This window comes from Aliivibrio fischeri, assembly GCF_009727955.1.
Classification (GTDB): domain Bacteria; phylum Pseudomonadota; class Gammaproteobacteria; order Enterobacterales; family Vibrionaceae; genus Aliivibrio; species Aliivibrio fischeri_A.
This window is the reverse complement of record NZ_WOBR01000004.1, coordinates 1,121,057-1,142,834: the sequence shown is the minus strand read 5'-3', so window position 1 is coordinate 1,142,834 and position 21,778 is coordinate 1,121,057. Positions and strand designations below refer to the sequence as shown.

At 39.1% G+C, this 21,778-nt stretch carries 16 protein-coding genes and 2 pseudogenes; 10 read left to right on the top strand and 8 right to left on the bottom strand.

Going from position 1 to position 21,778, the window contains the following annotated elements:
• Positions 1 to 67 precede the first annotated feature (67 nt).
• The gene (locus GNP81_RS08565) at positions 68 to 991 is read right to left on the bottom strand and encodes an HDOD domain-containing protein (protein WP_017018412.1); all 924 of its coding nucleotides are present in this window, start codon (positions 989 to 991) and stop codon (positions 68 to 70) included.
• A 373-nt stretch (positions 992 to 1,364) separates the two neighbouring features.
• Between GNP81_RS08565 and tfoX the strand changes: the two genes are divergently transcribed.
• Positions 1,365 to 1,994 (top strand): DNA transformation protein TfoX, encoded by a 630-nt coding sequence (gene tfoX / locus GNP81_RS08560; RefSeq protein WP_081300364.1) that lies wholly within the window; start codon positions 1,365 to 1,367, stop codon positions 1,992 to 1,994.
• Positions 1,995 to 2,084: 90 nt separating this feature from the next.
• Here the strand turns inward: tfoX and GNP81_RS08555 are convergent, their stop codons facing one another.
• Entirely contained in the window at positions 2,085 to 2,633 is a 549-nt protein-coding gene (locus GNP81_RS08555) for a hypothetical protein (protein ID WP_005418478.1), read from the bottom strand.
• A gap of 275 nt (positions 2,634 to 2,908) precedes the next feature.
• Here GNP81_RS08555 and GNP81_RS08550 point away from each other — a divergent pair, with 275 nt between their 5' ends.
• Positions 2,909 to 4,210 (top strand): DUF945 family protein, encoded by a 1,302-nt coding sequence (locus tag GNP81_RS08550; protein ID WP_155672094.1) that lies wholly within the window; start codon positions 2,909 to 2,911, stop codon positions 4,208 to 4,210.
• 197 nt (positions 4,211 to 4,407) lie between these two features.
• Complete coding sequence (serC, locus tag GNP81_RS08545; protein WP_017018408.1) at positions 4,408 to 5,490, top strand: 3-phosphoserine/phosphohydroxythreonine transaminase; 1,083 nt, start codon at positions 4,408 to 4,410, stop codon at positions 5,488 to 5,490.
• An 82-nt stretch (positions 5,491 to 5,572) separates the two neighbouring features.
• Here the strand turns inward: serC and cydC are convergent, their stop codons facing one another.
• The 4 genes from cydC to ald all read right to left on the bottom strand — a co-directional run bounded on the left by cydC (position 5,573) and on the right by ald (position 11,449).
• The gene (gene cydC, locus GNP81_RS08540; protein WP_155672093.1) at positions 5,573 to 7,294 is read right to left on the bottom strand and encodes a heme ABC transporter ATP-binding protein/permease CydC; all 1,722 of its coding nucleotides are present in this window, start codon (positions 7,292 to 7,294) and stop codon (positions 5,573 to 5,575) included.
• A complete protein-coding gene (gene cydD / locus GNP81_RS08535; RefSeq protein ID WP_155673430.1) occupies positions 7,287 to 9,059 on the bottom strand; it encodes a heme ABC transporter permease/ATP-binding protein CydD in 1,773 nt (590 codons plus the stop codon). The genes cydC and cydD overlap by 8 nt, the downstream gene beginning before the upstream one ends.
• Before the next feature lie 153 nt (positions 9,060 to 9,212).
• Positions 9,213 to 10,178, bottom strand: a complete 966-nt coding sequence (gene trxB, locus GNP81_RS08530; protein WP_155672091.1) for a thioredoxin-disulfide reductase — start codon at positions 10,176 to 10,178, stop codon at positions 9,213 to 9,215.
• A 152-nt stretch (positions 10,179 to 10,330) separates the two neighbouring features.
• Positions 10,331 to 11,449 carry an alanine dehydrogenase gene (gene ald / locus GNP81_RS08525; RefSeq protein WP_155672090.1) on the bottom strand — a complete coding sequence of 373 codons (1,119 nt, stop codon included), beginning with the start codon at positions 11,447 to 11,449 and terminating at the stop codon, positions 10,331 to 10,333.
• A 156-nt stretch (positions 11,450 to 11,605) separates the two neighbouring features.
• Between ald and lrp the strand changes: the two genes are divergently transcribed.
• From lrp to serS, 6 genes and pseudogenes are all read left to right on the top strand, one after another.
• A complete protein-coding gene (gene lrp, locus GNP81_RS08520; RefSeq protein WP_005418488.1) occupies positions 11,606 to 12,097 on the top strand; it encodes a leucine-responsive transcriptional regulator Lrp in 492 nt (163 codons plus the stop codon).
• A 222-nt stretch (positions 12,098 to 12,319) separates the two neighbouring features.
• A pseudogene (locus tag GNP81_RS19550) lies at positions 12,320 to 13,807 on the top strand (DNA translocase FtsK 4TM domain-containing protein); the annotation flags it as partial.
• Positions 13,808 to 14,251: 444 nt separating this feature from the next.
• Positions 14,252 to 15,757, top strand: a pseudogene (locus GNP81_RS19545) (DNA translocase FtsK); the annotation flags it as partial.
• A gap of 27 nt (positions 15,758 to 15,784) precedes the next feature.
• Entirely contained in the window at positions 15,785 to 16,381 is a 597-nt protein-coding gene (gene lolA / locus GNP81_RS08510; RefSeq protein ID WP_155672088.1) for an outer membrane lipoprotein periplasmic chaperone LolA, read from the top strand.
• Between the two features lie 27 nt (positions 16,382 to 16,408).
• Positions 16,409 to 17,761, top strand: coding sequence for a replication-associated recombination protein A (locus tag GNP81_RS08505; RefSeq protein ID WP_336495398.1), 1,353 nt, complete (start codon positions 16,409 to 16,411; stop codon positions 17,759 to 17,761).
• A gap of 121 nt (positions 17,762 to 17,882) precedes the next feature.
• Positions 17,883 to 19,190, top strand: coding sequence for a serine--tRNA ligase (gene serS, locus GNP81_RS08500; protein ID WP_005418528.1), 1,308 nt, complete (start codon positions 17,883 to 17,885; stop codon positions 19,188 to 19,190).
• A 99-nt stretch (positions 19,191 to 19,289) separates the two neighbouring features.
• Here serS and trxC read toward each other — a convergent pair whose 3' ends face one another.
• Positions 19,290 to 19,724: a thioredoxin TrxC gene (gene trxC, locus GNP81_RS08495; RefSeq protein ID WP_155672087.1), complete on the bottom strand. Its 435-nt coding sequence runs from the start codon at positions 19,722 to 19,724 to the stop codon at positions 19,290 to 19,292.
• A 172-nt stretch (positions 19,725 to 19,896) separates the two neighbouring features.
• The gene (locus GNP81_RS08490; protein WP_005418542.1) at positions 19,897 to 20,220 is read right to left on the bottom strand and encodes an HI1450 family dsDNA-mimic protein; all 324 of its coding nucleotides are present in this window, start codon (positions 20,218 to 20,220) and stop codon (positions 19,897 to 19,899) included.
• 182 nt (positions 20,221 to 20,402) lie between these two features.
• On the opposite strand from GNP81_RS08490, the gene GNP81_RS08485 reads away from it, so the two are divergent.
• On the top strand, positions 20,403 to 21,707 hold the full coding sequence (locus tag GNP81_RS08485; protein ID WP_155672086.1) for an inosine/guanosine kinase: 1,305 nt from the start codon (positions 20,403 to 20,405) through the stop codon (positions 21,705 to 21,707).
• The last annotated feature ends 71 nt before the right edge of the window (positions 21,708 to 21,778 follow it).

The following is a 21,778-nucleotide window of genomic DNA, read 5'->3' as shown; positions in this document are numbered from 1 at the left end:
AAGCCCCGAGAATATCAAGGCTTTTCAAATTCGGCAATATAATGTTAATTGATTTGTTGTAATTTAATTACAATCCACTGCTTCGAAGTGTCTCTCTGATGCGATCGTTGAATTGAGTATTAGTAAGGTTACTCAGTGTGTAAAGGGCTTCTGCACCTTCTAATGTTATCTCAACTTCATGATCGTCAATATCGTCATCATCATTTCTGAACATTAACAAATGATTAGCAATACGAGCGATGTTTAAGTAACTAACTGGTAAGTTACTTTCTGAAATTTGTTTATTTGTAGCGATTGAAAGAAAATCGCTATCAAACTGCCAATGATTCAATACATGGTAGCTGATTGGATTACATTCTTTTTCAAAAATATAAAGTGCGACATCAAGGTCTAGGTAATTCCCTTCTTCAAGGTAGTTGTAGTATTTATTAACTAAGCAAAATAGACCGATGTCTGCTAAAAGACCACTTAATAACGCCTTTTCTGGCTCTAGATAATCATGTGAACCGTCTGTGCTTTCTTTTAGTATCTCTTCACATACCATTGTCATGACAGCAGCAAACTCGCGAGATTTAGCTGCACTTTTACGTAATAACGAATTACATTCGCTATTTAAATCACTTGAATATTTTAATTGCTCAATAGCTTGAGCGGTAACAATATCACGGACACGGAAGATACCAAGGCGAGAAACAGCAGTTAACACGTCTGTACAGGTGATATTGCGACGATTAAATACGACAGAATTCGCCATTCTAATAACAATAGCGGTCAGGCTTGGGTCTTCTAAAAGCGTATCAGATACATCCTTAATCATTGTGCCTTCAAGAGTACACAATTTCTGAATTTTAAGTACAACATCAGGGATCGGTGGAAGCTGAATTTTCCCCGATGTGATATTGGATGTAACTTGTTGGCTAAACTCAGTTCTCAATGCGTTAAGAGCTTTCTCTTTATCGTGTTCTAGCCAAAAAAATGATAAATGATTCATTTTAATTCATATGTTTAAGTAATGGTTAAATCATACATTATTTTTATACGTACTAAAAAAAAACTTGAAGAATTGAGCACGTCCTCAAACTAAATAGGTGAGTTCAAACGTCAAAGTTAATACGTCTAATTAAATAAGTGATGATTTATTGACGTCATAAATGAATCTTGTGAGATTCATCAATGTAATGATGTGGTGTGTTATGTCATTATAATGTGATACGAGCCTGAAGAACTACTTGTTTCGTTACATGAATTAATTAATAGGAATGTGATCGAAATAAAGAAATATACTGCTATTTCAGGTATTAATATAAAAATAATAGAAACTTATTCATTGTACGTTTATTATTCAATTGCTTGATGTCAATTTTATGACAGGGACGGGGGATGTTAATTTAAAGATCAAGGAGATCGAGATGAGTCATCTAGAAGAGCGCTTTTTTAACTTTGTAAAAAAACTGGGAAGATTCAATAAACGTTCAATGTTTGGTGGTGTTGGTTTATTTACCGAAGATGCCATGTTCTCGCTAGTTACTGATGGACGACTATATGTACGTGGTGGTGGTGAGGTTGATGCTCGGTTTGAAGAGTTAGGTTGTGAGCGTTTCAAGCATGTTAAGAAGACGACAATTGCGACTGTTAATTATTTTGATGTTACTGAGTTATTTGAAAAGAAACCAGCTTCTCTTCTTTCTATTGTTCAAGAAGCTATGGAAAACTCTCGTTTAGAAAGAGAGTTTAAAAAATCCAAAGAAAACCGCCGTTTACGTGACTTACCAAATATGCAACTGACATTAGAAAGAATGGTCAAAAAAGCAGGAGTTCCTGATGTTGATTCATTTCTGGAAATTGGTGCTGTTGATGTATTTAAAAAAGTGAATCACACCTATGGTGGTGATGTTGATGTTAAGTTACTTTGGAAATTTGCGGGTGCAGAATCAGGTGTTCATTGGACGTTATTACAAGAACCTGCAAAGCAAGCACTATTACAGCAAGTTTGATTTGTTTATTTCATAAAAAAACCTCGTTATTCCTTAACTTATATGTTTCGGTATAACGAGGTTTTTTTGTATTTAAACAGTTATTTTAAATTAGTATTTAAAACGAGCTGTTAGTAGAAGTTGATCACCGTAGATACCGTTGAAACGACCTTCAGCACCAATAGAGAATAGTTCTGTTGAGTGGAAGCGACCGTATACAGAGAATAGAGTATCGTCGTTATCGTCGATAGATAGGTAACCTACTTTACCACCAACTTCAAGTTGTGGACCTAACCACTGACGTACGCCAAGGTTCAGTTCCATACCTGTGTCATTGTGGTATTTATGATTGTCATCAACAACGCGTAATAGCATTTCACCAGTGATGTCAGCCCAGTTGTTTACTGGAGCGTGAAAACCAAGACCAGCAGCTAGGTCGTAATCACCATCTAACTCAGAATCAATACTTGCGATAGCGTGAGCATTTGGGTGAATTGATTTGCTGAAACCAGCACCGAATGTTGAAGGGCTAAAGCCAATGCGAGCTTCAACGTAATCGTAGCTGAAGTTGCTCATGATGGCATTGTTTGCGTCATCTGCAGCCATTGAAGTTGCAGAAATAAACATTAGGCTTGATGCTAAAAGTGTTTTACGGATCATGATATTTGAAACCTATCAAATTGAGTGCTGTAAACAAAAAATATGGCCTAGATACTAACAGAAATCGGTATTTTTGCTAGAAAGCAATATATAAATTTGAAGTAACAACAAATCGTCAAAAAATGAACATGTATATATATTTAATAAAATAAAGCAAAAATTAAGCCAAGCATAGTAAGTTTTGTTATATATGACGCAGTTATCTAATAAATAGAGTTGTATTGAGCTTGTTGTGTTAGGTAAACTGATTGAAATTGATAACGTTGGATACCAATATGAATGAGTTAAAAAAATATGCAGCAATAGGCGGAGCGGTTGCTCTTGTTGCTTGCTGGCCATTTGCGACAGGGAAGATTGGTGAAGCCATTTTTAAAGATGGAATCGCTTCTTATGATAATTCAGTTATTGCTATTGAAAATCTTTCTTATGATCGCGGTTATTTAAGTTCGACGGCTCAAAGTCGAATTCATGTTGTTGATCCTGGTTTAAGTGCTGAATTAGAGCATGCGGGCTATCCAACTGACATTATTGTGAATCATGAAATATCTCATGGTTTATTATCGATCTCTTCGGTATCAACATTTGAAACTGAAGCTAATAAGTCTGATTTTATTAAAGGACTTAAGCTAACTACAGAGAGTCAATTAACAGGCACAACTGAGTTACTGCTTTCAAGCCAAGACGCTAATTTTGTTAATGACGATTTACGTTCTCAAGGTGTTGAAAAGCTATTTGTTGCCGCAAGTCAAGTATCTGCGACGGTACAAAAAGATGGTCAATTTACTTTAGCTTACGACCTACCTAAGACTGAATTACGTTTAGATAATCAATCAGAGTTTGTTGTTGATAACGTAAAAGGTCAGAGTGTCGGTCATTATGTGGGTGATATCTTTATTGGTGAAGCAAACATTGGCATGGACAAATTGGTGTTAAATGACGTAGAAGGTCAAAATCACAATGAAGTGAAAGGCTTTACCTATACGAGCATTAACCAAATCAAAGAAGTAAAAGATAAGCCAGAAGACAATGCATTAAGCTCTAGCAATAAACTAACGATAAATGAAATCGTTACAGATAGTGGTACTTTGGAAAATGGTGTTTTTGACTTAAGTTTTGAAGAGCTGAACTATGACGCATTAATTAAGCTAGTTCCTCTATTACAAGATCAAGAAATCACGCCAGAAAAAGTACAGCAATTAATGTTGTCTTTTGATTTACTTGCTGCGAAAGGTTTTAAAGTAAACTTAAATGAATTCAGTGCTGATGTACTAGGCAGTAAAGTGAATAGCCAAATTCTGCTTACTCTACCAGCAGGGACTGCGCGAGCTTCTCAAAATGCAGATAAACTCGTTCAAACACTACAAGGCAGTTCTGAGTTAGTTATTGCGAAAAAATTGGTAGATGAGACACCAGAGCTTCGTATGCAAATGGATGAATTACTTGTTAATGAGTTTGCAACGGAAGAAGGTGATAATTATCGTCTATCAGCGAAGATTGCTAATGGTCAAATTGAGTTACCAAATGGTCAAAAAATGCCTTTATTTATGCTATTAGGCTTTTTAACTTATCTTCGTTAATTCATTTATATTTATATAAATAGCTCACTTTGGTGGGCTATTTTTTTAACTGATATTTCTTATTTTTATCTGTCATTGTTATGGATTTAGTGAAATAGATCACTTTCTGATTCCTTTATGAGATGAAAGGTGTTATTAATTTCGTAATCATTTTTTGTCAGTTAGTGTTGTAAACATCAACAGGAGTTTTAAGAAACATGGAAAAAGTATTTAACTTTTGTGCTGGACCAGCAATGTTACCAGTAGACGTTCTCGCCCAAGCTCAAAAGGAATTGGTAAATTGGAATGGCTTAGGCACATCTGTGATGGAAATAAGTCACCGCAGTAAAGAGTTTATTAAAGTTGCTGAAGAATCAGAGCAAGACTTACGTGACTTATTAGCGATTCCAGACAACTATAAAGTGTTATTTTGTCAGGGTGGAGCGAGAGCTCAGTTTGCTGCAGTACCTTTAAATTTATTGGGCGGTAATACTAAAGCTGATTATGTTGATGCTGGTTATTGGGCTCAAAGTGCGGTTGAAGAAGCGCAAAAATATTGTACGCCAAATGTGATTAATACCATTATTGATGTTGATGGTAAGAAAGCGGTTCAACCGGCTTCTGAGTGGACATTAAGCGATGATGCTGCGTATGTTCATTTTTGTCCAAATGAAACCATCGATGGAATAGAGATTAATGATTTACCAGTAACAGACAAACCGATTGTTGCTGATATGTCATCGACAATTTTATCGCGTAAAATTGATGTGTCTAAATACGGTGTTATTTATGCTGGAGCACAGAAGAATATTGGTCCTGCGGGCTTAACAATTGTTATTGTTCGTGATGACCTATTGGATTTAGCCGCTCAAGCTTTACCGAGTGTATTAAACTACGGTGTATTAGCAGATAAAGAATCGATGTTTAATACGCCTCCAACTTATGCTTGGTATCTTGCGGGATTAGTTTTCAAATGGTTGAAATCTAATGGTGGTATTGATGCAATGGAAACACACAACCGTAAGAAAGCAGCGGTTCTGTATGATTACATTGACCACTCGGATTTTTATCGTAATGACGTTCATTCTGATAATCGTTCTTTGATGAATGTACCATTCCAACTAGCAAATCCTGAGTTGGATGCGAAGTTTCTTGAATTAGCTGACGAAGCGGGTTTAAAAGCTTTGAAAGGACACCGAGTTGTTGGGGGTATGCGTGCATCAATTTATAACGCAATGCCACTAGAAGGTGTTGAAGCACTTGTGCAATTTATGAAAGAGTTCGAAGAGAAGTACGTTTAGGTATTGCTCTTATTTACTGATACAAAAAAGCCGATATGATAGTCATATCGGCTTTTTATTATCTTAAACTACTTAATGTTGATTAAAAGCGTTGCCATAATTGGTGGTAAGCGCCTTTAAGAGAAAGTAGGCTATCATGCGTACCTTGTTCAACGATTTCACCGTGATCCATCAAACAAATATGATCCATTTGCTCTAGATTCACTAGACGGTGGGTAATAAACACAACGGTTTTGTGTTCAATGTGTTTATTTAGCACTGACATAATTTGTTGTTCGGTTTTTTGATCTAAGCCTTCTGTTGGCTCATCCAATAGTACAATTGGTGCATCATGTAATAACGCTCGTGCAATTCCAATTCGACGACGTTCACCACCAGAGAGTTGTCGGCCGCCATCGCCTAACCAAGCATTAAGACCTTCGTCAATTGTTAGATCTTTTAATCCAACTTGATTTAAGGTTTCAATCAGTTTTTCATCGCTTGCTGTATCATCAGCGAGTAGTAAGTTATCTCTTAGAGAACCATTTAAAATATCGACTCGTTGGCTTACTACTGACATTGCACTACGAAGACTTGATTCTTTCCATTTAGGTAACTTAACCCCATCAATAGCAATGTAACCTGACTTTGGATCCCATTGACGAGTTAACAATTGCAATAAGGTTGATTTACCTGAACCAGTTTGACCAACAATGGCCATTTTTTGCCCTGCAAGTAGGTCAAGTGAGATGGCATTAATCGCATTAGTATCTGCATCCATGTATTGGTAATCCACATTCGAGATTGTTAAATTACCTTTGACGGCTTGATCAACACCATTTTCATCAAACACGGTATCTGGCTCTGCTGTGATGATTTCATTCAGGCGACGAGCTGAGCTTAGTGTTTGTCCTAGATATTGAAATGCGCCCGCTATTGGCATAAGCAGTTCAAAACTTGCCATTGTCGCAAATGCAACCATAGCGACCATAGGATCAGGTGTCATTCCTGCAATACCATCACCAGCAATCCACAACATTAATAGTAGTGTCCAGCCGTTAGCAAGCAGTAGCAGACCATTCGCTAATCCTGTTAAAGCGGCCATACGGTGTTGGTTAGCTAATAGTGCCGTTTGTGCATCAAGAATGCGCTGACGGTATTGAGCTTCAGCCCCAAAAATGCGTAATTCAGCATTACCCTGTAGCCAATCTAGGGTTTTGATTCTTAGTGTTGCTTTGTTTTGGGTCAGCTCTGAGCCATTGTGCTTACCTAACTTATAAAATAGCGTCGGCCAGATTAATAATAGAGAAAGTAAAATAGCTCCAAGAGTTAGACCGATAGTGATATCAAACCATGCAAGAAATGCAGTCAGTCCGATAATACCTAAAGTACCTACAATTATTGGGCTAACTAAACGTAAATAAACATGGTCCATTGCATCAACATCAGCAACAAGACGGTTTAATAAATCCGCATCACGTAGCTTTGAGAAACGACCTGGGATAAGCGGTATTAGTTTCTTAAAGAAGAAAATACGTAATTCAGTTAGCAGTTTGAATGTGGCGTTATGACTAACAACACGTTCGCCCCATCGTCCAGCAGTACGGCCAATAGAGAAACCACGAACGGCACCGGCAGGGAGCATGTAGTTGAATGTTTCTCTTGCAATGGTTAAGCCCGCAATTGCTGAAGCTGAGATGAACCAGCCAGAAATCGTCAGCAAACCAATAGAAGCAAACAAAGTCGCAAAGCTGAGTAACATACCAAGTGTTAAACCGAACCAATGTTTTTTATAGAGTTTGATATAAGGAAGTAAATCACGCATCGAGATCACCTTGCACTGGTTGTTTTGCCGCTAGCATATTCGCAAATAGGCCAGAATCTTTTATTTCATCAAATGAGCCAGATTGAACTATTTTCCCTTTATCTAATACAAGGATAGAGTCCATTGCATGAAGTTGATCTAAGCGGTGAGTGATCATTAATGTAGTTAAGCCTTGAGTTGCTTGATTTAGGCTTTTCATTACTAAACGTTCGCTTTTGGCATCAAGACTTGCTGTTGGTTCATCTAAGATCCATAAACGCCCTTGTTGCAGTAATGCTCTTGCTAATGCCAGTCGCTGTGCTTGTCCTACAGATAAGCCGCCAGAACGATCAGAAATTGCATGCTGATAACCAAGATCAGTAATGAACTCATTAGCAAATGCATGCTCACATGCAGTATCAAGTTGTTCTTGAGTTATATCTTGTTTACCTAGCGTGATATTTTCCTGAATCGTACCGTGAACCAATGTTGGGTTTTGGCCAACCCAGTTGATTTCTTTATACCATTCTGTTTTATCTAACTCTGATAATTCAATGCCATTAATCTTGATACTTCCTTGATATGGAAGGAAGCCAAGAACGGCATTAATCAAACTTGTTTTGCCTGCACCACTCGGACCAATAAGTGCAGTCTGAGAGCCTTCTTTTAGATGAAAGCTGATAGGACCTAATAGGTTTTTTCCATCGTGAGTTGTTACGATTAACTCTTCAACCTGAATATCAAGAGTTGTAGATTCAGAGACTTTTTTATCGCCTTGAGCTTGTTGTTCTGTTTTTGTGTCTAGAAATTCAACCAGTGATTCTGCTGCACCAATGGCTTGTGCTTTAGCATGATAGAAGGTACCTAAATCACGAAGTGGTTGATAAAATTCTGGAGCAAGAATAAGAATGAATAGGCCGGTGAACAGAGTAACGGTTGTTCCGTAATGCCCGAAATCTAGCTCACCAATAAACGTAAAACCGAAGTAAACCGCTACAATAGCAATTGAAATTGAGGTGAAAAATTCTAGAACAGCAGAAGATAAGAACGCCAGTCGCAATACTTCCATAGTGCGTTTACGGAAAATTTCCGAAGCGCCATGTAGGTGTTCAGTTTCTTGTGCTGTTTTATTGAATAAGCGTATGGTTGTCATTGATTGCAGACGATCATAGAAATGACCTGATAAACGTTGCAATGCTTTAAAATTGCGTCGGTTAGCATCTGCAGCTCCCATTCCAACTAGCGCCATAAATAATGGAACTAATGGCGCGGTAAGCAAAAATATTAATCCTGCGGCCCAGTTTTGAGGGAATACGACAATTAATATAACAAATGGAATCAAAACCGATAGCGACATTTGTGGAAGATAGCGAGAGAAGAAGTCTTGCATGTCTTCAACTTGTTCAAGCAATAAGGTTGCCCATGTTCCCGCAGGTTTTCCTTTGATGTAAGCAGGTCCTAATTCTTGAAGTTTATTCAAAATCAATTGGCGAATGTGTACTCGAATGTGTTCACCACATCGGTAACCTGCAATTTCTCGTCCCCAACTACAAAGGGCACGAATAGCAACAAACACTAAGATAGCAACAAAGTGCGAAATCAGTTCGTATTTATCGACTTGTTCTACGATTAATTGGTGCAGAATATCGGCAAGTAATGCCGCTTGAGCAATAAGAAAAAGACTGGAAAGAAAGCCGAGCCCGATAGAGAGGGTTAGCCATTTTTTTGCAAGCTTGCTTTGACCCTTGAGCCATTTACCTAACTCGCGTTGTTGTATTTTATCCATAATATTGAAAGCTTACGTTTTGTATTATTTTGCACGCACTACTTTTTCTATTTTAATAATTGGAATATCAGAAAAAATAGGCACATCAACAAAATAAGATGAGCAAAAGAAACCCGAAGCATTAACTTCGGGTTTAACGTTAACAGAGATAGTTTAACTTTCTTTTGCTTCTAACGCATCTAAAAAGCGTTCTGCATCTAAAGCGGCCATACAGCCAGTACCTGCAGATGTAATTGCTTGACGGTAATTATGGTCCATAACGTCACCAGCAGCAAAAATACCCTCAACACTTGTTTGAGTTGCATTACCTTCAAGGCCTGATTTTACTTTGATATAGCCATTTTCCATATCAAGTTGACCATTGAAAATAGCTGTATTTGGTTGGTGGCCAATAGCAATGAACGCGCCCATAACTTCTAAATCTTCAGTGGTATCCGATTTGGTGTCTTTTAATCGAACACCAGTTACGCCCATGTCATCACCCAGTACTTCTTCTAGGGTACGGTCGGTATGAAGAATGATATTTCCGTTTTCAACTTTGTCCATTAGACGATCAATTAAGATTTTTTCAGAACGGAAAGAGTCACGACGGTGAATTAAGTGAACTTCAGCTGCGATATTTGATAGGTATAATGCTTCTTCAACTGCAGTATTACCACCACCAACAACCGCGACTTTTTGGTTACGATAGAAGAAACCATCACATGTTGCGCAAGCAGACACGCCACGGCCTTTGAATGCTTCTTCAGATTCTAAACCTAAATATTTAGCTGATGCACCAGTTGAAATGATTAATGCATCACAAGTGTATTCACCTGAGTCGCCTTTTAAACGGAAAGGTCGTTGGCTAAAATCAGTTTCATTTATATGGTCAAAAATGATTTCAGTGTTGAAGCGCTCTGCGTGTGCTTTCATTTCTTCCATTAAACCTGGGCCTGTCATATCAGCTGCACCACCTGGCCAGTTTTCGACTTCGGTTGTCGTTGTTAATTGACCACCTTGTTGCATACCAGTGATCATTACTGGATTTAAGTTAGCTCGTGCAGCGTAAACAGCAGCAGTGTAACCCGCAGGACCAGAACCAAGAATTAGTAATTTTGAATGCTTAACGTTGCTCATAGGATCTCCGAGCTAAAACAAAATAGAGAAAAGGGCAGTTAACACAGCGTTAGCCACCGTATTAGTAATTTTCTGATTGTAGGGAATTTATTCGATGAAAGAAAGGGCACCGTAATAGGTGCCCTCAAATGATTTTGTTATAGGATATACTTTTAAGCGCTGATTGCTGTTTCAGGCTCGACATATTCTAAGTCGAAACTTTCTGCTACTTCTTTGCAAGTTACTTTACCGTGAATGACGTTTAAGCCACCTAAGAAGCCTTTATCTTCTAATAAAGCCGCTTTATATCCTTTGTCCGCTAATTTAATTATGTAAGGAAGTGTTGCATTATTTAGGGCGAATGTAGACGTTCGAGCTACCGCTCCAGGCATGTTAGCAACACAGTAATGGACAACTTCATCCACAATATAAGTTGGATCAGCATGAGTCGTGGCATGAGATGTTTCAAAACAACCACCTTGATCAATAGCAACATCAACAACCGCTGCCCCCGGTTTCATGCGTTTAATATGTTCTGCTGTAATTAACTTAGGTGCTGCTGCGCCCGGAATAAGTACCGCACCAACGACTAAATCAGCTTCTAGGACGTGTTTTTCAATGGCATCAACCGTAGAATAAACAACTTTAGCACGACCTTGGAACTCTTCATCTAGATGACGTAGTGTATCGATATTGCGGTCTAATATAGTTACATCGGCACGCATTCCTACTGCCATACGAGCAGCATTCGCACCTACAACACCACCGCCAACAATGACGACTTTTGCTGGTTCAACGCCCGGAACACCACCTAAAAGTAAGCCTCGACCACCGTTTGATTTCTCTAATGTTTGTGCGCCTGCTTGAATAGACATTCGGCCTGCAACTTCTGACATTGGCGCTAATAGTGGCAGACGACCCATATTATCTGTTACAGTCTCATATGCGATGCAGACAGCTTTACTCTTGATTAGGTCTTTAGTTTGTGGAAGATCTGGTGCAAGATGTAAGTACGTGAATAAAATTTGCCCTTCACGAAGCATTGCACGCTCGACAGCCTGAGGTTCTTTAACTTTAATAATCATTTCAGCTTTGGCGAATACGTCTTCAGCTGTAGGAAGAATGGATGCACCAACCGCGATGTAGTCTTCGTCGGTAAAACCAATGCCTGAGCCGGCTTTTGTTTCGACAAATACGGTATGGCCATGAGATATTAATTCGCGAACACTCGCAGGGATCATTCCAACGCGATATTCATGATTTTTTATTTCTTTAGGTACTCCAATGATCATCCTGATTTCCTTTTGTTTTATGGTTATTATGACTGGTTGTAGGGTTTTTGTTTCGAGTTTTTATCTAGTATAGATTGTAAATGGCAAAATTTGATGCTAAATATTAAAAAGTTGTAGTATATTTTTTTGCAAGGAAGTAATAAGGTGGAATAAAAAATGGTAGATAATAAGAAACCTTCCAAGGAACTGGATCGTATCGATCGCAATATTTTGAATGAACTCCAGAAAGATGGTCGAATTTCAAATGTTGAATTATCTAAGAGAGTAGGCCTATCGCCAACTCCATGTTTAGAGCGCGTTCGCCGTCTAGAACGCCAAGGGTATATCAATGGTTATACAGCATTGTTAAACCCACAATATCTTGATGCGTCATTATTGGTATTTGTTGAAATCACGTTGAACCGTGGTGCACCAGATGTTTTTGAACAATTTAATGCTGCAGTACAGTTATTAGACGATATTCAAGAGTGTCATCTTGTATCAGGTGATTTTGACTATCTTTTAAAGACTCGTGTATCAGATATGAGTGCTTATCGTCGATTACTTGGTGATACACTATTACGACTTCCGGGCGTTAACGACACTCGTACTTATGTTGTTATGGAAGAAGTAAAACAAACGAACCATTTAGTGATTAAGACTCGCTAATTGAAGCAAGATTGTAAATATCGAGATATTTTCTTTATTTTTACAAAAACTTGCAGAGCTTAATGGCATTTTAGGTATATTATTTACCTATAATTACTATTAAGTAATGACGAGCGGCGTAGTGCCGCTCGACTTGTTTTTATTTTATAGAGATTCAGTGATCCTTGCTTCTCCTCGAATTCGCATTTTAAAGAGGGATGACTAAATCTAAGTATCGTATCAATGGACAGTATTTTGTTTACAAAGATTAAAGAAAAAATTGCAGAAAGAAAAACACAGCTTACGACATTAAAAGTTGAGGCTGTGGCTGAACCTGAAAAAGAGCGTCTAAATGGCAACCAACGCCTACAAGAAGCGCTTTTTATCGTAGGTTTACTCGCAACAATATTCATTACGATTTCATTATTCAGTTTTAATCCAGCCGATCCATCATGGACACAAACTGCATGGGCAGGCTCTGTAGAAAATGCAGGTGGTTCATTTGGTGCATGGATTGCGGATACGTTGTTTTTTGCTTTTGGATCTTTAGCTTATTTATTGCCGGTGATCTTACTTGGTTGTACTTGGATTGTTTTCCGCAGAAGAGAAGAAGAGCAAGAAACTGAATTAGATCTGATGATGATCGGAACTCGTATTTTAGGGTTATTGATCTTGTTCTTAACAAGCTGTGCTTTGGCTGATATCAACTTTGATGATCTTTGGTATTTCTCATCTGGTGGTGTAGTAGGTGATGTATTAACCAGTATCACTAATCCGATTTTAAATGTATTGGGTTCAACACTTATCTTCATGTTCTTATGGGGTGCAGGTTTAACTTTATTCACAGGTGTATCTTGGTTAACGATAGTTGATAACCTAGGCGGTTTTGTTTTAGAAGCAACCCGTGCTTTAGTGAATAAAGTTCGTAAAACAGAAGATGAAACTTACGAAGTTGAAAATGAGCAGCCGATTGTAGAAACAAAATCAGAAAAGACTGAGCCATTCGCTTCTGCGCCATCGATGACTACGGTGGAAGACGATGAACCACTTGACCCATATGCGACACCTAAGATATCTGCAAGTGAACTACCAAGTTTTGGCGCGGTAGGAGCGGGTATAGCTGCGGCATCTGTTTCTACAGCTAAAGCGGCTGATGATTTTTATTCAGCAGATGATGATCCACTATTTTCAACATCGTCAGTTGATGTGTTTGCTCAAGAGTCCGATCACTCTCTGCATAATGAAGATCCATTATTTACAACAAATACACATATTGAAGAGCCAAATGTGGCTGATTCAACAATAGCACCAGAGTTTAATTCTCATGAGATTGCTGAAGTTGCTCAAGGCGTAGAAAGTAACGCTGAAACAATGGCGGTAAATCAAGAACCAGAACTATTAGAAGATGGTTTAAATTTATCTATGCGCAGTAATGCGACGATTGCAGAGCTTGACCATGAAGCCTTGGAGCAAGATCCATTATTAAGCCAGGTTGATGCTGAAACGGCCTTTACACAGAATGCAGCCGCTGCTGCGGTTACTACAACAGCGATGAGTAGTGACTCTTTTGCTGGCGATTCCATTGATATTCCAGAAGTGTCTTCTCCTACGTTTGATATGCAAGATACCTCTTTTGATTCTTCGTTTAGTTCGACACAAGAACCAGAAGAAAACACAGAGCAAGAACATCCAGTTTATGCAGAAGAAGAGTTAGCAACGTCTCCGATTTCTGATGAATTAGAAATGAAAGAAAGTGATGTTATTTCTCATGCATCTTATGACGAGAATAATGCGGCTCAATTTGATTCTGTTAACGTCGATTCGGTAAGTGAGCATGTCGAAGAAGAGAATACTTTAAGTACTCAAGCTCATTTCTCAGCTCAAGAAGCATCAGAAAGTGAAGAAGAGCCTGTGTTACCAACATTCAGCGCAGTGGATACTGATGATGTTGAAGATGAACCAAACTTTGTTCAATCTCAACCTTATGCGGCCGACATTCCAGAGGTTAATGCTACTCCTGTTACCGAACCTGTTTTTGAAGAAGTACTTGAAGATGAAACGCCAACGCATTCTGATGCTGATGTAGCTGCGTTCCAAGCGTTGGTTGCAAAAGAAAAGGCAACTCAAGCAGCGTTACAAAATCCGTTCTTAGTGCAATCTGAGCCGAATTTACCAAAGCCAACATCACCAATGCCTACGTTGGATTTGCTTTTCTCACCGGATACTCGTGAGGAGCTAGAGTCTCGTGAATCGCTAGAGCATACCGCACGTTTGGTTGAAGCTAAATTAGCGGATTACAAAATTAAAGCACGAGTGGTGGATATTTTCCCAGGGCCTGTAATTACTCGATTTGAATTAGATTTAGCTCCGGGTGTTAAGGTTAGCCGTATTTCAGGTCTAGCGATGGACTTAGCTCGTTCTTTATCAGCAATGGCAGTGCGTGTGGTTGAAGTTATTCCGGGTAAACCTTATGTAGGTCTTGAATTACCTAACTTTAATCGACAAACCGTTTTCTTCTCTGACGTTGTTGGTAGCCAGAAGTTTATTGAAGCTAAGTCTCCAACGACGGTTGTAATGGGACAAGATATTGCGGGTGAAGCGGTGATTGCTGATCTTGCAAAAATGCCTCACGTATTAGTTGCAGGTACAACAGGTTCAGGTAAATCAGTTGGTGTAAACGTAATGATCTTGAGTGTGCTTTATAAAGCGACACCAGAAGATGTACGTTTCATTATGATCGATCCAAAAATGTTGGAACTTTCTATCTATGAAGGAATCCCACACTTATTGACGGAAGTGGTAACTGACATGAAAGATGCAGGTAATGCTCTGCGTTGGTGTGTTGGTGAAATGGAACGTCGTTATAAGTTAATGTCTGCATTAGGTGTTCGAAATCTAAAAGGCTTTAACGATAAATTAAAAATGGCAGCAGAAGCGGGACACCCAATCCATGATCCATTATGGAAACCGGGTGACAGCATGGATGAAATGCCACCATTACTTGAGAAGCTGCCATCTATCGTTGTTATCGTTGATGAATTTGCTGACTTAATGATGGTTGTTGGTAAGAAAGTGGAAGAGTTGATTGCTCGATTAGCTCAAAAAGCACGTGCAGCAGGTATCCACTTAATTCTTGCAACACAACGTCCATCTGTTGATGTTATTACGGGTTTGATTAAAGCAAACATCCCAACACGTGTGGCGTTTACCGTATCAACTAAAACTGACTCAAGAACCATTCTTGACCAAGGTGGTGCAGAATCTCTATTAGGTATGGGTGATATGCTCTACTTAGCGCCTGGGTCTAACCACACGGTACGTGTTCATGGTGCTTTTGCATCAGATGATGACGTACATGCGGTAGTGAATGATTGGAAAGCGCGTGGTCGTCCAAATTATATTGATGCGATCACTAAGAGCGATCAAGGTGCTGAAGCATTACTTCCAGGAGAAAAACCTGAAGGTGAAGAAGAGCTAGATCAGCTGTTTGATCAGGTGGTTGAGTTTGTAACAACATCACGTCGTGGTTCAGTGTCGGGTGTTCAGCGTCAATTTAGAATCGGTTATAACCGAGCCGCTCGTATTGTTGAACAATTAGAAGCGCATGGCATTGTTAGTACTCCGGGTCATAATGGTAACCGTGAAGTAATTGCACCGCCTCCTGTAGGTATGCATGATTAATCCTAATTTTTAAGAAGTGAAAGTGTAATGAAGAAGTTTTTATTTTCTCTCTGTTTATTAAGTTCGACGGTATTGGCATCACCTCAAAGTGAACTAACAGAACGATTGAATCAGAATGCAGGCTTTGAAGCTGGTTTCACACAAAAAGTATTAAGCCCAGAAGGTGACGTATTAATGCAAGGTGAGGGCGATGTGAAAATATTGCGTCCTAACTTGTTTCGTTGGCATACACAAACGCCTGATGAGAACCTATTAGTCACCGATGGTAAAACTTTGTGGTATTACAATCCCTTTGTTGAGCAAGTAACATTAATGGGGTTAGAGAAAGCAACAACTCAAACACCGTTCGTATTATTAACTCGTAATAAAGCTTCGGATTGGGACAATTACTCAGTAAGCCAAAATGGTGATGCGTTTACGGTTTCGCCAAAAGCAGATTCTGCCGTAAAAAGTGAATTTATTGTTCGCATTCAAGAAAACGGCAAAGTAACGGGTTTCTCAGTTGTTGAGCAAGATGGTCAACGTAGTGATTTTGATTTCACAAAGTTTGAAGCAAAGAAGCCTGCTAAAGATAATTTTACATTTGCGATTCCTGATGGTGTAGATATTGACGATCAACGTTAATAAGCGTGCATCTAAGAAACTAAAAGGATAAACGTGAGTAATTTCAGTTTAGATTTTTCAGCAGGGGACGATTATCGTCCCCTTGCTGCTAGAATGCGTCCGCAAAATATTGAGCAATATATTGGTCAACAACACTTGCTAGGTGTAGGTAAACCACTGCGTCGAGCATTAGAAGCGGGTCAAATCCACTCAATGATTTTGTGGGGACCTCCGGGAACAGGCAAAACTACATTAGCGGAAGTCGCGGCTAATTATGCGAATGCAGAAGTTGAACGAGTTTCAGCGGTAACCTCTGGCGTTAAAGATATTCGAGCGGCAATTGAAAAGGCCAAAGAAAATCAAATTACGGGTCGAAGAACCATTATGTTTGTGGATGAGGTGCATCGCTTTAACAAAAGCCAACAAGATGCATTCTTACCGCATATTGAAGACGGCACGATTACCTTTATTGGCGCAACAACAGAAAACCCGTCTTTTGAACTGAATAACGCCTTGTTATCTCGTGCACGTGTATACAAATTAAAATCATTAGAAAAAGAAGATATTGTTCAAGTCATTGACCAAGCTTTACTAGATAAAGAGCGTGGTTTGAATGATGAACATTTTGTATTACCTGATGATGTGAAATTGCAGCTAGCTGATTTAGTATCAGGCGATGCTCGTATGTCTCTAAACTATTTAGAGCTTTTGCATGATATGGCAGAAGAAAACGCACAAGGTAAAAAAGTCGTTGATTTACCATTATTAGCGGAAGTTGCTGGTGAGAAAGTTGCACGTTTCGATAATAAAGGTGATATGTGGTATGACTTAATATCGGCGGTTCATAAGTCCATTCGCGGTTCAAATCCTGATGCGGCTCTTTACTGGACCGCTCGAATTATTGCAGCGGGTGGTGATCCACTGTATGTAGCTCGTCGCCTACTTGCTATTGCTTCAGAAGATATCGGTAACGCTGATCCTAGAGCGATGGAAGTAGCAATGAATGCATGGGATTGTTTTACTCGTATTGGTCCTGCTGAAGGTGAACGAGCCATTGCTCAAGCTGTTGTGTATTTAGCGTGTGCTCCAAAAAGTAATGCGGTTTATACGGCATGGAAACAAGCACAAATGGATGCGATAAATTCACCAGATTATGAAGTGCCTAATCATCTTCGTAATGCACCGACCTCATTAATGAAAGACATGGGGTATGGGTCAGATTATCGTTATGCTCATGATGAGCCAAATGCTTATGCGGCAGGTGAGAACTATTTTCCACCTGAAATGCGTGATCGTAAGTATTATTTTCCTACAAAACGTGGTTTAGAAACCAAAATTAGTGAAAAGCTAGAATATTTAGCCCAATTAGATCAAAACAGTCCGTTAAAACGCTACCAATAAAAGGGCATTTTCGGTATCTTATTCGAATCGCAATTTGGAAATGAAAATTGCACAGGATTTTATTATTAAGTGAGTTCTTTTTATTTTGAACACACCATTACTATAAGGCATAGGATTACAAATGCTTGATTCAAAATTACTTCGTACAGAGCTGGATGAAACAGCTGAAAAACTGGCACGTCGTGGCTTTAAGCTAGACGTAGAGACACTTCGCAACCTTGAAGAACAACGTAAGTCCCTTCAAGTAAAAACTGAAGAGCTTCAAGCGCAGCGTAACTCCCGTTCGAAGTCCATTGGTCAAGCAAAAGCGAAAGGTGATCATGAAGAAGCTGATCGCATTATGGCTGATGTTGCGAATCTTGGTTCTGAACTGGATGAAGCAAAAGCAGCACTAGCAGAGCTTCAACAACAAATCGAAGACATCGCACTTTCTGTACCTAACATCCCTGATGATTCAGTACCACTAGGCAAAGATGAGAACGAAAACGTAGAAGTATTACGTTGGGGTACACCTTTAGCGTATGACTTTGAAGTTAAAGATCACGTTGATCTAGGTGAAATGGCTGATGGTCTTGATTTCGCAAGTGCAGTTAAGATCTCTGGTTCTCGTTTCATCGTGATGAAAGGCCAATTTGCTCGTCTTCACCGTGCTCTTTCTCAGTTTATGCTTGATCTTCACACTGAAGAACATGGCTACACAGAAATGTATGTACCATACCTTGTAAACCCAGATAGCTTATTTGGTACTGGTCAACTTCCTAAGTTTGGTGAAGACTTGTTCCACACAAGCCCACTAACTGAGCAAGTAAGTGATGTTCCACTTAAGAAGTTATCACTTATCCCAACAGCTGAAGTTCCAGTAACTAACATGGTGCGCGATACCATTACTGATGAAGCTGATATGCCACTTAAGATGACAGCTCATACGCCATGTTTCCGTTCTGAAGCTGGTTCTTACGGTCGTGATACTCGTGGTCTTATCCGTATGCACCAATTCGATAAAGTTGAATTAGTACAAATCACTAGACCAGAAGATTCAATGGCTGCACTTGAAGAACTAACCGGTCATGCTGAGAAAGTTCTTCAATTATTAGAGCTTCCTTACCGTAAAGTGGTTCTATGTACAGGTGATATGGGCTTCGGTTCTCGTAAAACTTACGATTTAGAAGTATGGGTTCCAGCACAAGAAACGTACCGTGAAATCTCTTCTTGTTCAAACATGTGGGACTTCCAAGCTCGTCGTATGCAAGCTCGTTTCCGTCGTAAAGGCGAGAAAAAACCTGAACTTGTACATACACTAAATGGTTCTGGTCTTGCTGTAGGTCGTACAATGGTTGCGATTCTTGAGAACTTCCAACAAGCTGATGGCAAAATTGCAATCCCACAAGTACTACGTAAGTACATGAATGGTGTTGAGTTCATCGGTTAATCTATATTAATAGATAATAAATGGTAAATAATAAAAAGCCCCTTTATGCAAAGTCATAAAGGGGCTTTTTGTTTTATTGAACAATTTATACTTTCTTGGTTATTTAAGTAAGGCTTGGTTTAACCATTGATCAAATTGGCCTTTTGGTAATGCACCATTAATCATGTCTACACGCTTACCGTTTTTAAATACCATGATCGTTGGTATTGAACGGATCTGATATTGCGCTGCAATTTGTTGCTGTGCTTCTGTGTTGACTTTAATACAACGAACTTGGCCATTACGCTCTGCTGCAACATCTTCAAAAACAGGAGAGAAGCCAACGCATGGGTTACACCAAGGAGCCCAGAAATCAATAACAACGGCTTTCTCACTGTTAAGTAAAACGGCTAGGTTATCCATTGTGCCTTCTACTGGTTTACCATCTAATAATGATTCCTTACAGCGACCACAAGTTGCACCATCGTTGACTCGTTCAGTAGGAAGACGGTTTAACCCATGACAAGATGGGCATCGAGTTTGAAATTGTGACATGGTATTCCTTTATCGTTATTCTGTGTTAATACCAATTACCATTGGGATATTGGTTTAAACAGTTTGTGAGCATAAAGGAATAATGGGGATGCAAAGAGGTAGATTCAATAAATACAGGAATAAAAAAGGAGCAAATGAATGCTCCTTTTTATTAATATGGTAGGGGATTAACTTAATCACGTTTCCATAGCATGTGACAGAATTTATGCTCAGGATCACGGCTAACTAGCATGCGAGCAAAAACATCATCTAATGCATCAGATTCTTCATTTACTAAGCCGATTAATACTTCAGCGTATGTTTCTTTATCTACTTCAAATCCAACGTGTTCAGCCCAATCATCACGGGTATCAACAACCTCAGCTGCGCCACGATCATCAAATTGCAAAGTGAATAAAGCAACATCTGCAGGTTCAAGATTGTCTTGAGCCATTTCTAGGAAGATATCGTAAGCGACTTCAATTACGTCGTCGTAGCTAATTAGTTCAGTAGTCATGGTTATTACTCTTAAAAAATACGCTTTAAATTACCACGAAATCGCTTCCTAAGGCTAGATGTATAAACAAATAGAAAGAGCAAACGTTTGCTATTGGTGGTGGTGTATATCAGTAGTTGCGGCAGAGTTATTGAGCGGCTAAACTTCGCAGTTCTTCCATTAGCCAGTTGAATGATTATTTTATGAAATTTCCAGGTCAGCGTAAATCTAAGCATTATTTTCCTGTTCACGCACGTGATCCATTAGTTAGCCAAGCTCAAGAAGCTAAGAAAATGTCTCGTACCCATATTATTGGTATCGACCAAACGCTAGTGGATATTGAAGCGAAAGTGGATGATGCTTTTATTGAAAAATATGGCTTGAGTAAAGGACACTCACTGGTTATCGATAACGATAAAGCTGAAATGCTTTATAATGAATTAAAAGACAATAATATGATCAGCAATGAATTTGCTGGTGGTACGATTGGTAATACGCTTCATAACTACTCTGTTCTTGCTGATGATAAATCAACATTATTAGGGGTTATGAGTGAAGATATTCACATAGGCAGTTATTCATACCGTTATTTATGTAACACATCTAGCCGAATGGATTTAAACTACCTTCAACCTGTACCGGGTGCGATTGGTCGCTGTTTTGCACTGATTAGTGAAGATGGTGAGCGTACGTTTGCAATTAGCGAAGGTGACATGAACCAACTTCGTGCAGAGAGCATTCCTGAGAAGATTTTCAAAAATGCATCAGCCCTAGTTTTAACAGCATATCTTGTTCGTTGTAAAGAAGGTGATCCAATGCCTGAAGCAACAATGAAAGCGATTGAGTATGCGAAGAAATATGATGTGCCTGTTGTATTAACTATGGGTACTAAGTTTGTGGTTCAAGATGATCCACAATACTGGCGTGATTTCTTAAATGATCATGTAACGGTTGTTGCAATGAACGAAGAAGAAGGTGAAGCGCTTACTGGTGCAGCAGACCCTCTAGAAGCTGCAAACAAGGCTCTTGAGTGGGTAGACCTAGTTCTTTGTACTGCAGGCCCTGTAGGTCTTTATATGGCAGGTTACACTGAAGATTCTGCAAAGCGTGAAACGTCACTGCCATTACTTCCTGGTACTATTGCTGAATTTAACCAGTTTGAATTTAGCCGTCCAGCGGTGAAAGACAGCTGTGAAAACCCTATTAAGGTATTTTCACACATTTCACCATACATGGGTGGTCCTGAAAAAATTAAGAACACTAATGGTGCTGGTGATGGTGCATTATCTGCTTTATTACATGATATGGCTGCAAACCATTACCACCGTAATAACGTGCCAAACTCAAGCAAGCATCAGCACTCTTTCTTGACGTATTCTTCTTTCTCACAAGTATGTAAATACTCAAATCGTGTAAGCTTTGAAGTATTAGCTCAGCACTCTCCACGTTTATCTCGTGGTTTACCAGAGCGTGAAGACAGCTTAGAAGAAGCATACTGGGAAAGATAAGAGATAATCTTTATTTTCCAAACAATATAAAAAAACGGAAGTCTCAGTGGCTTCCGTTTTTATTTAGGTAA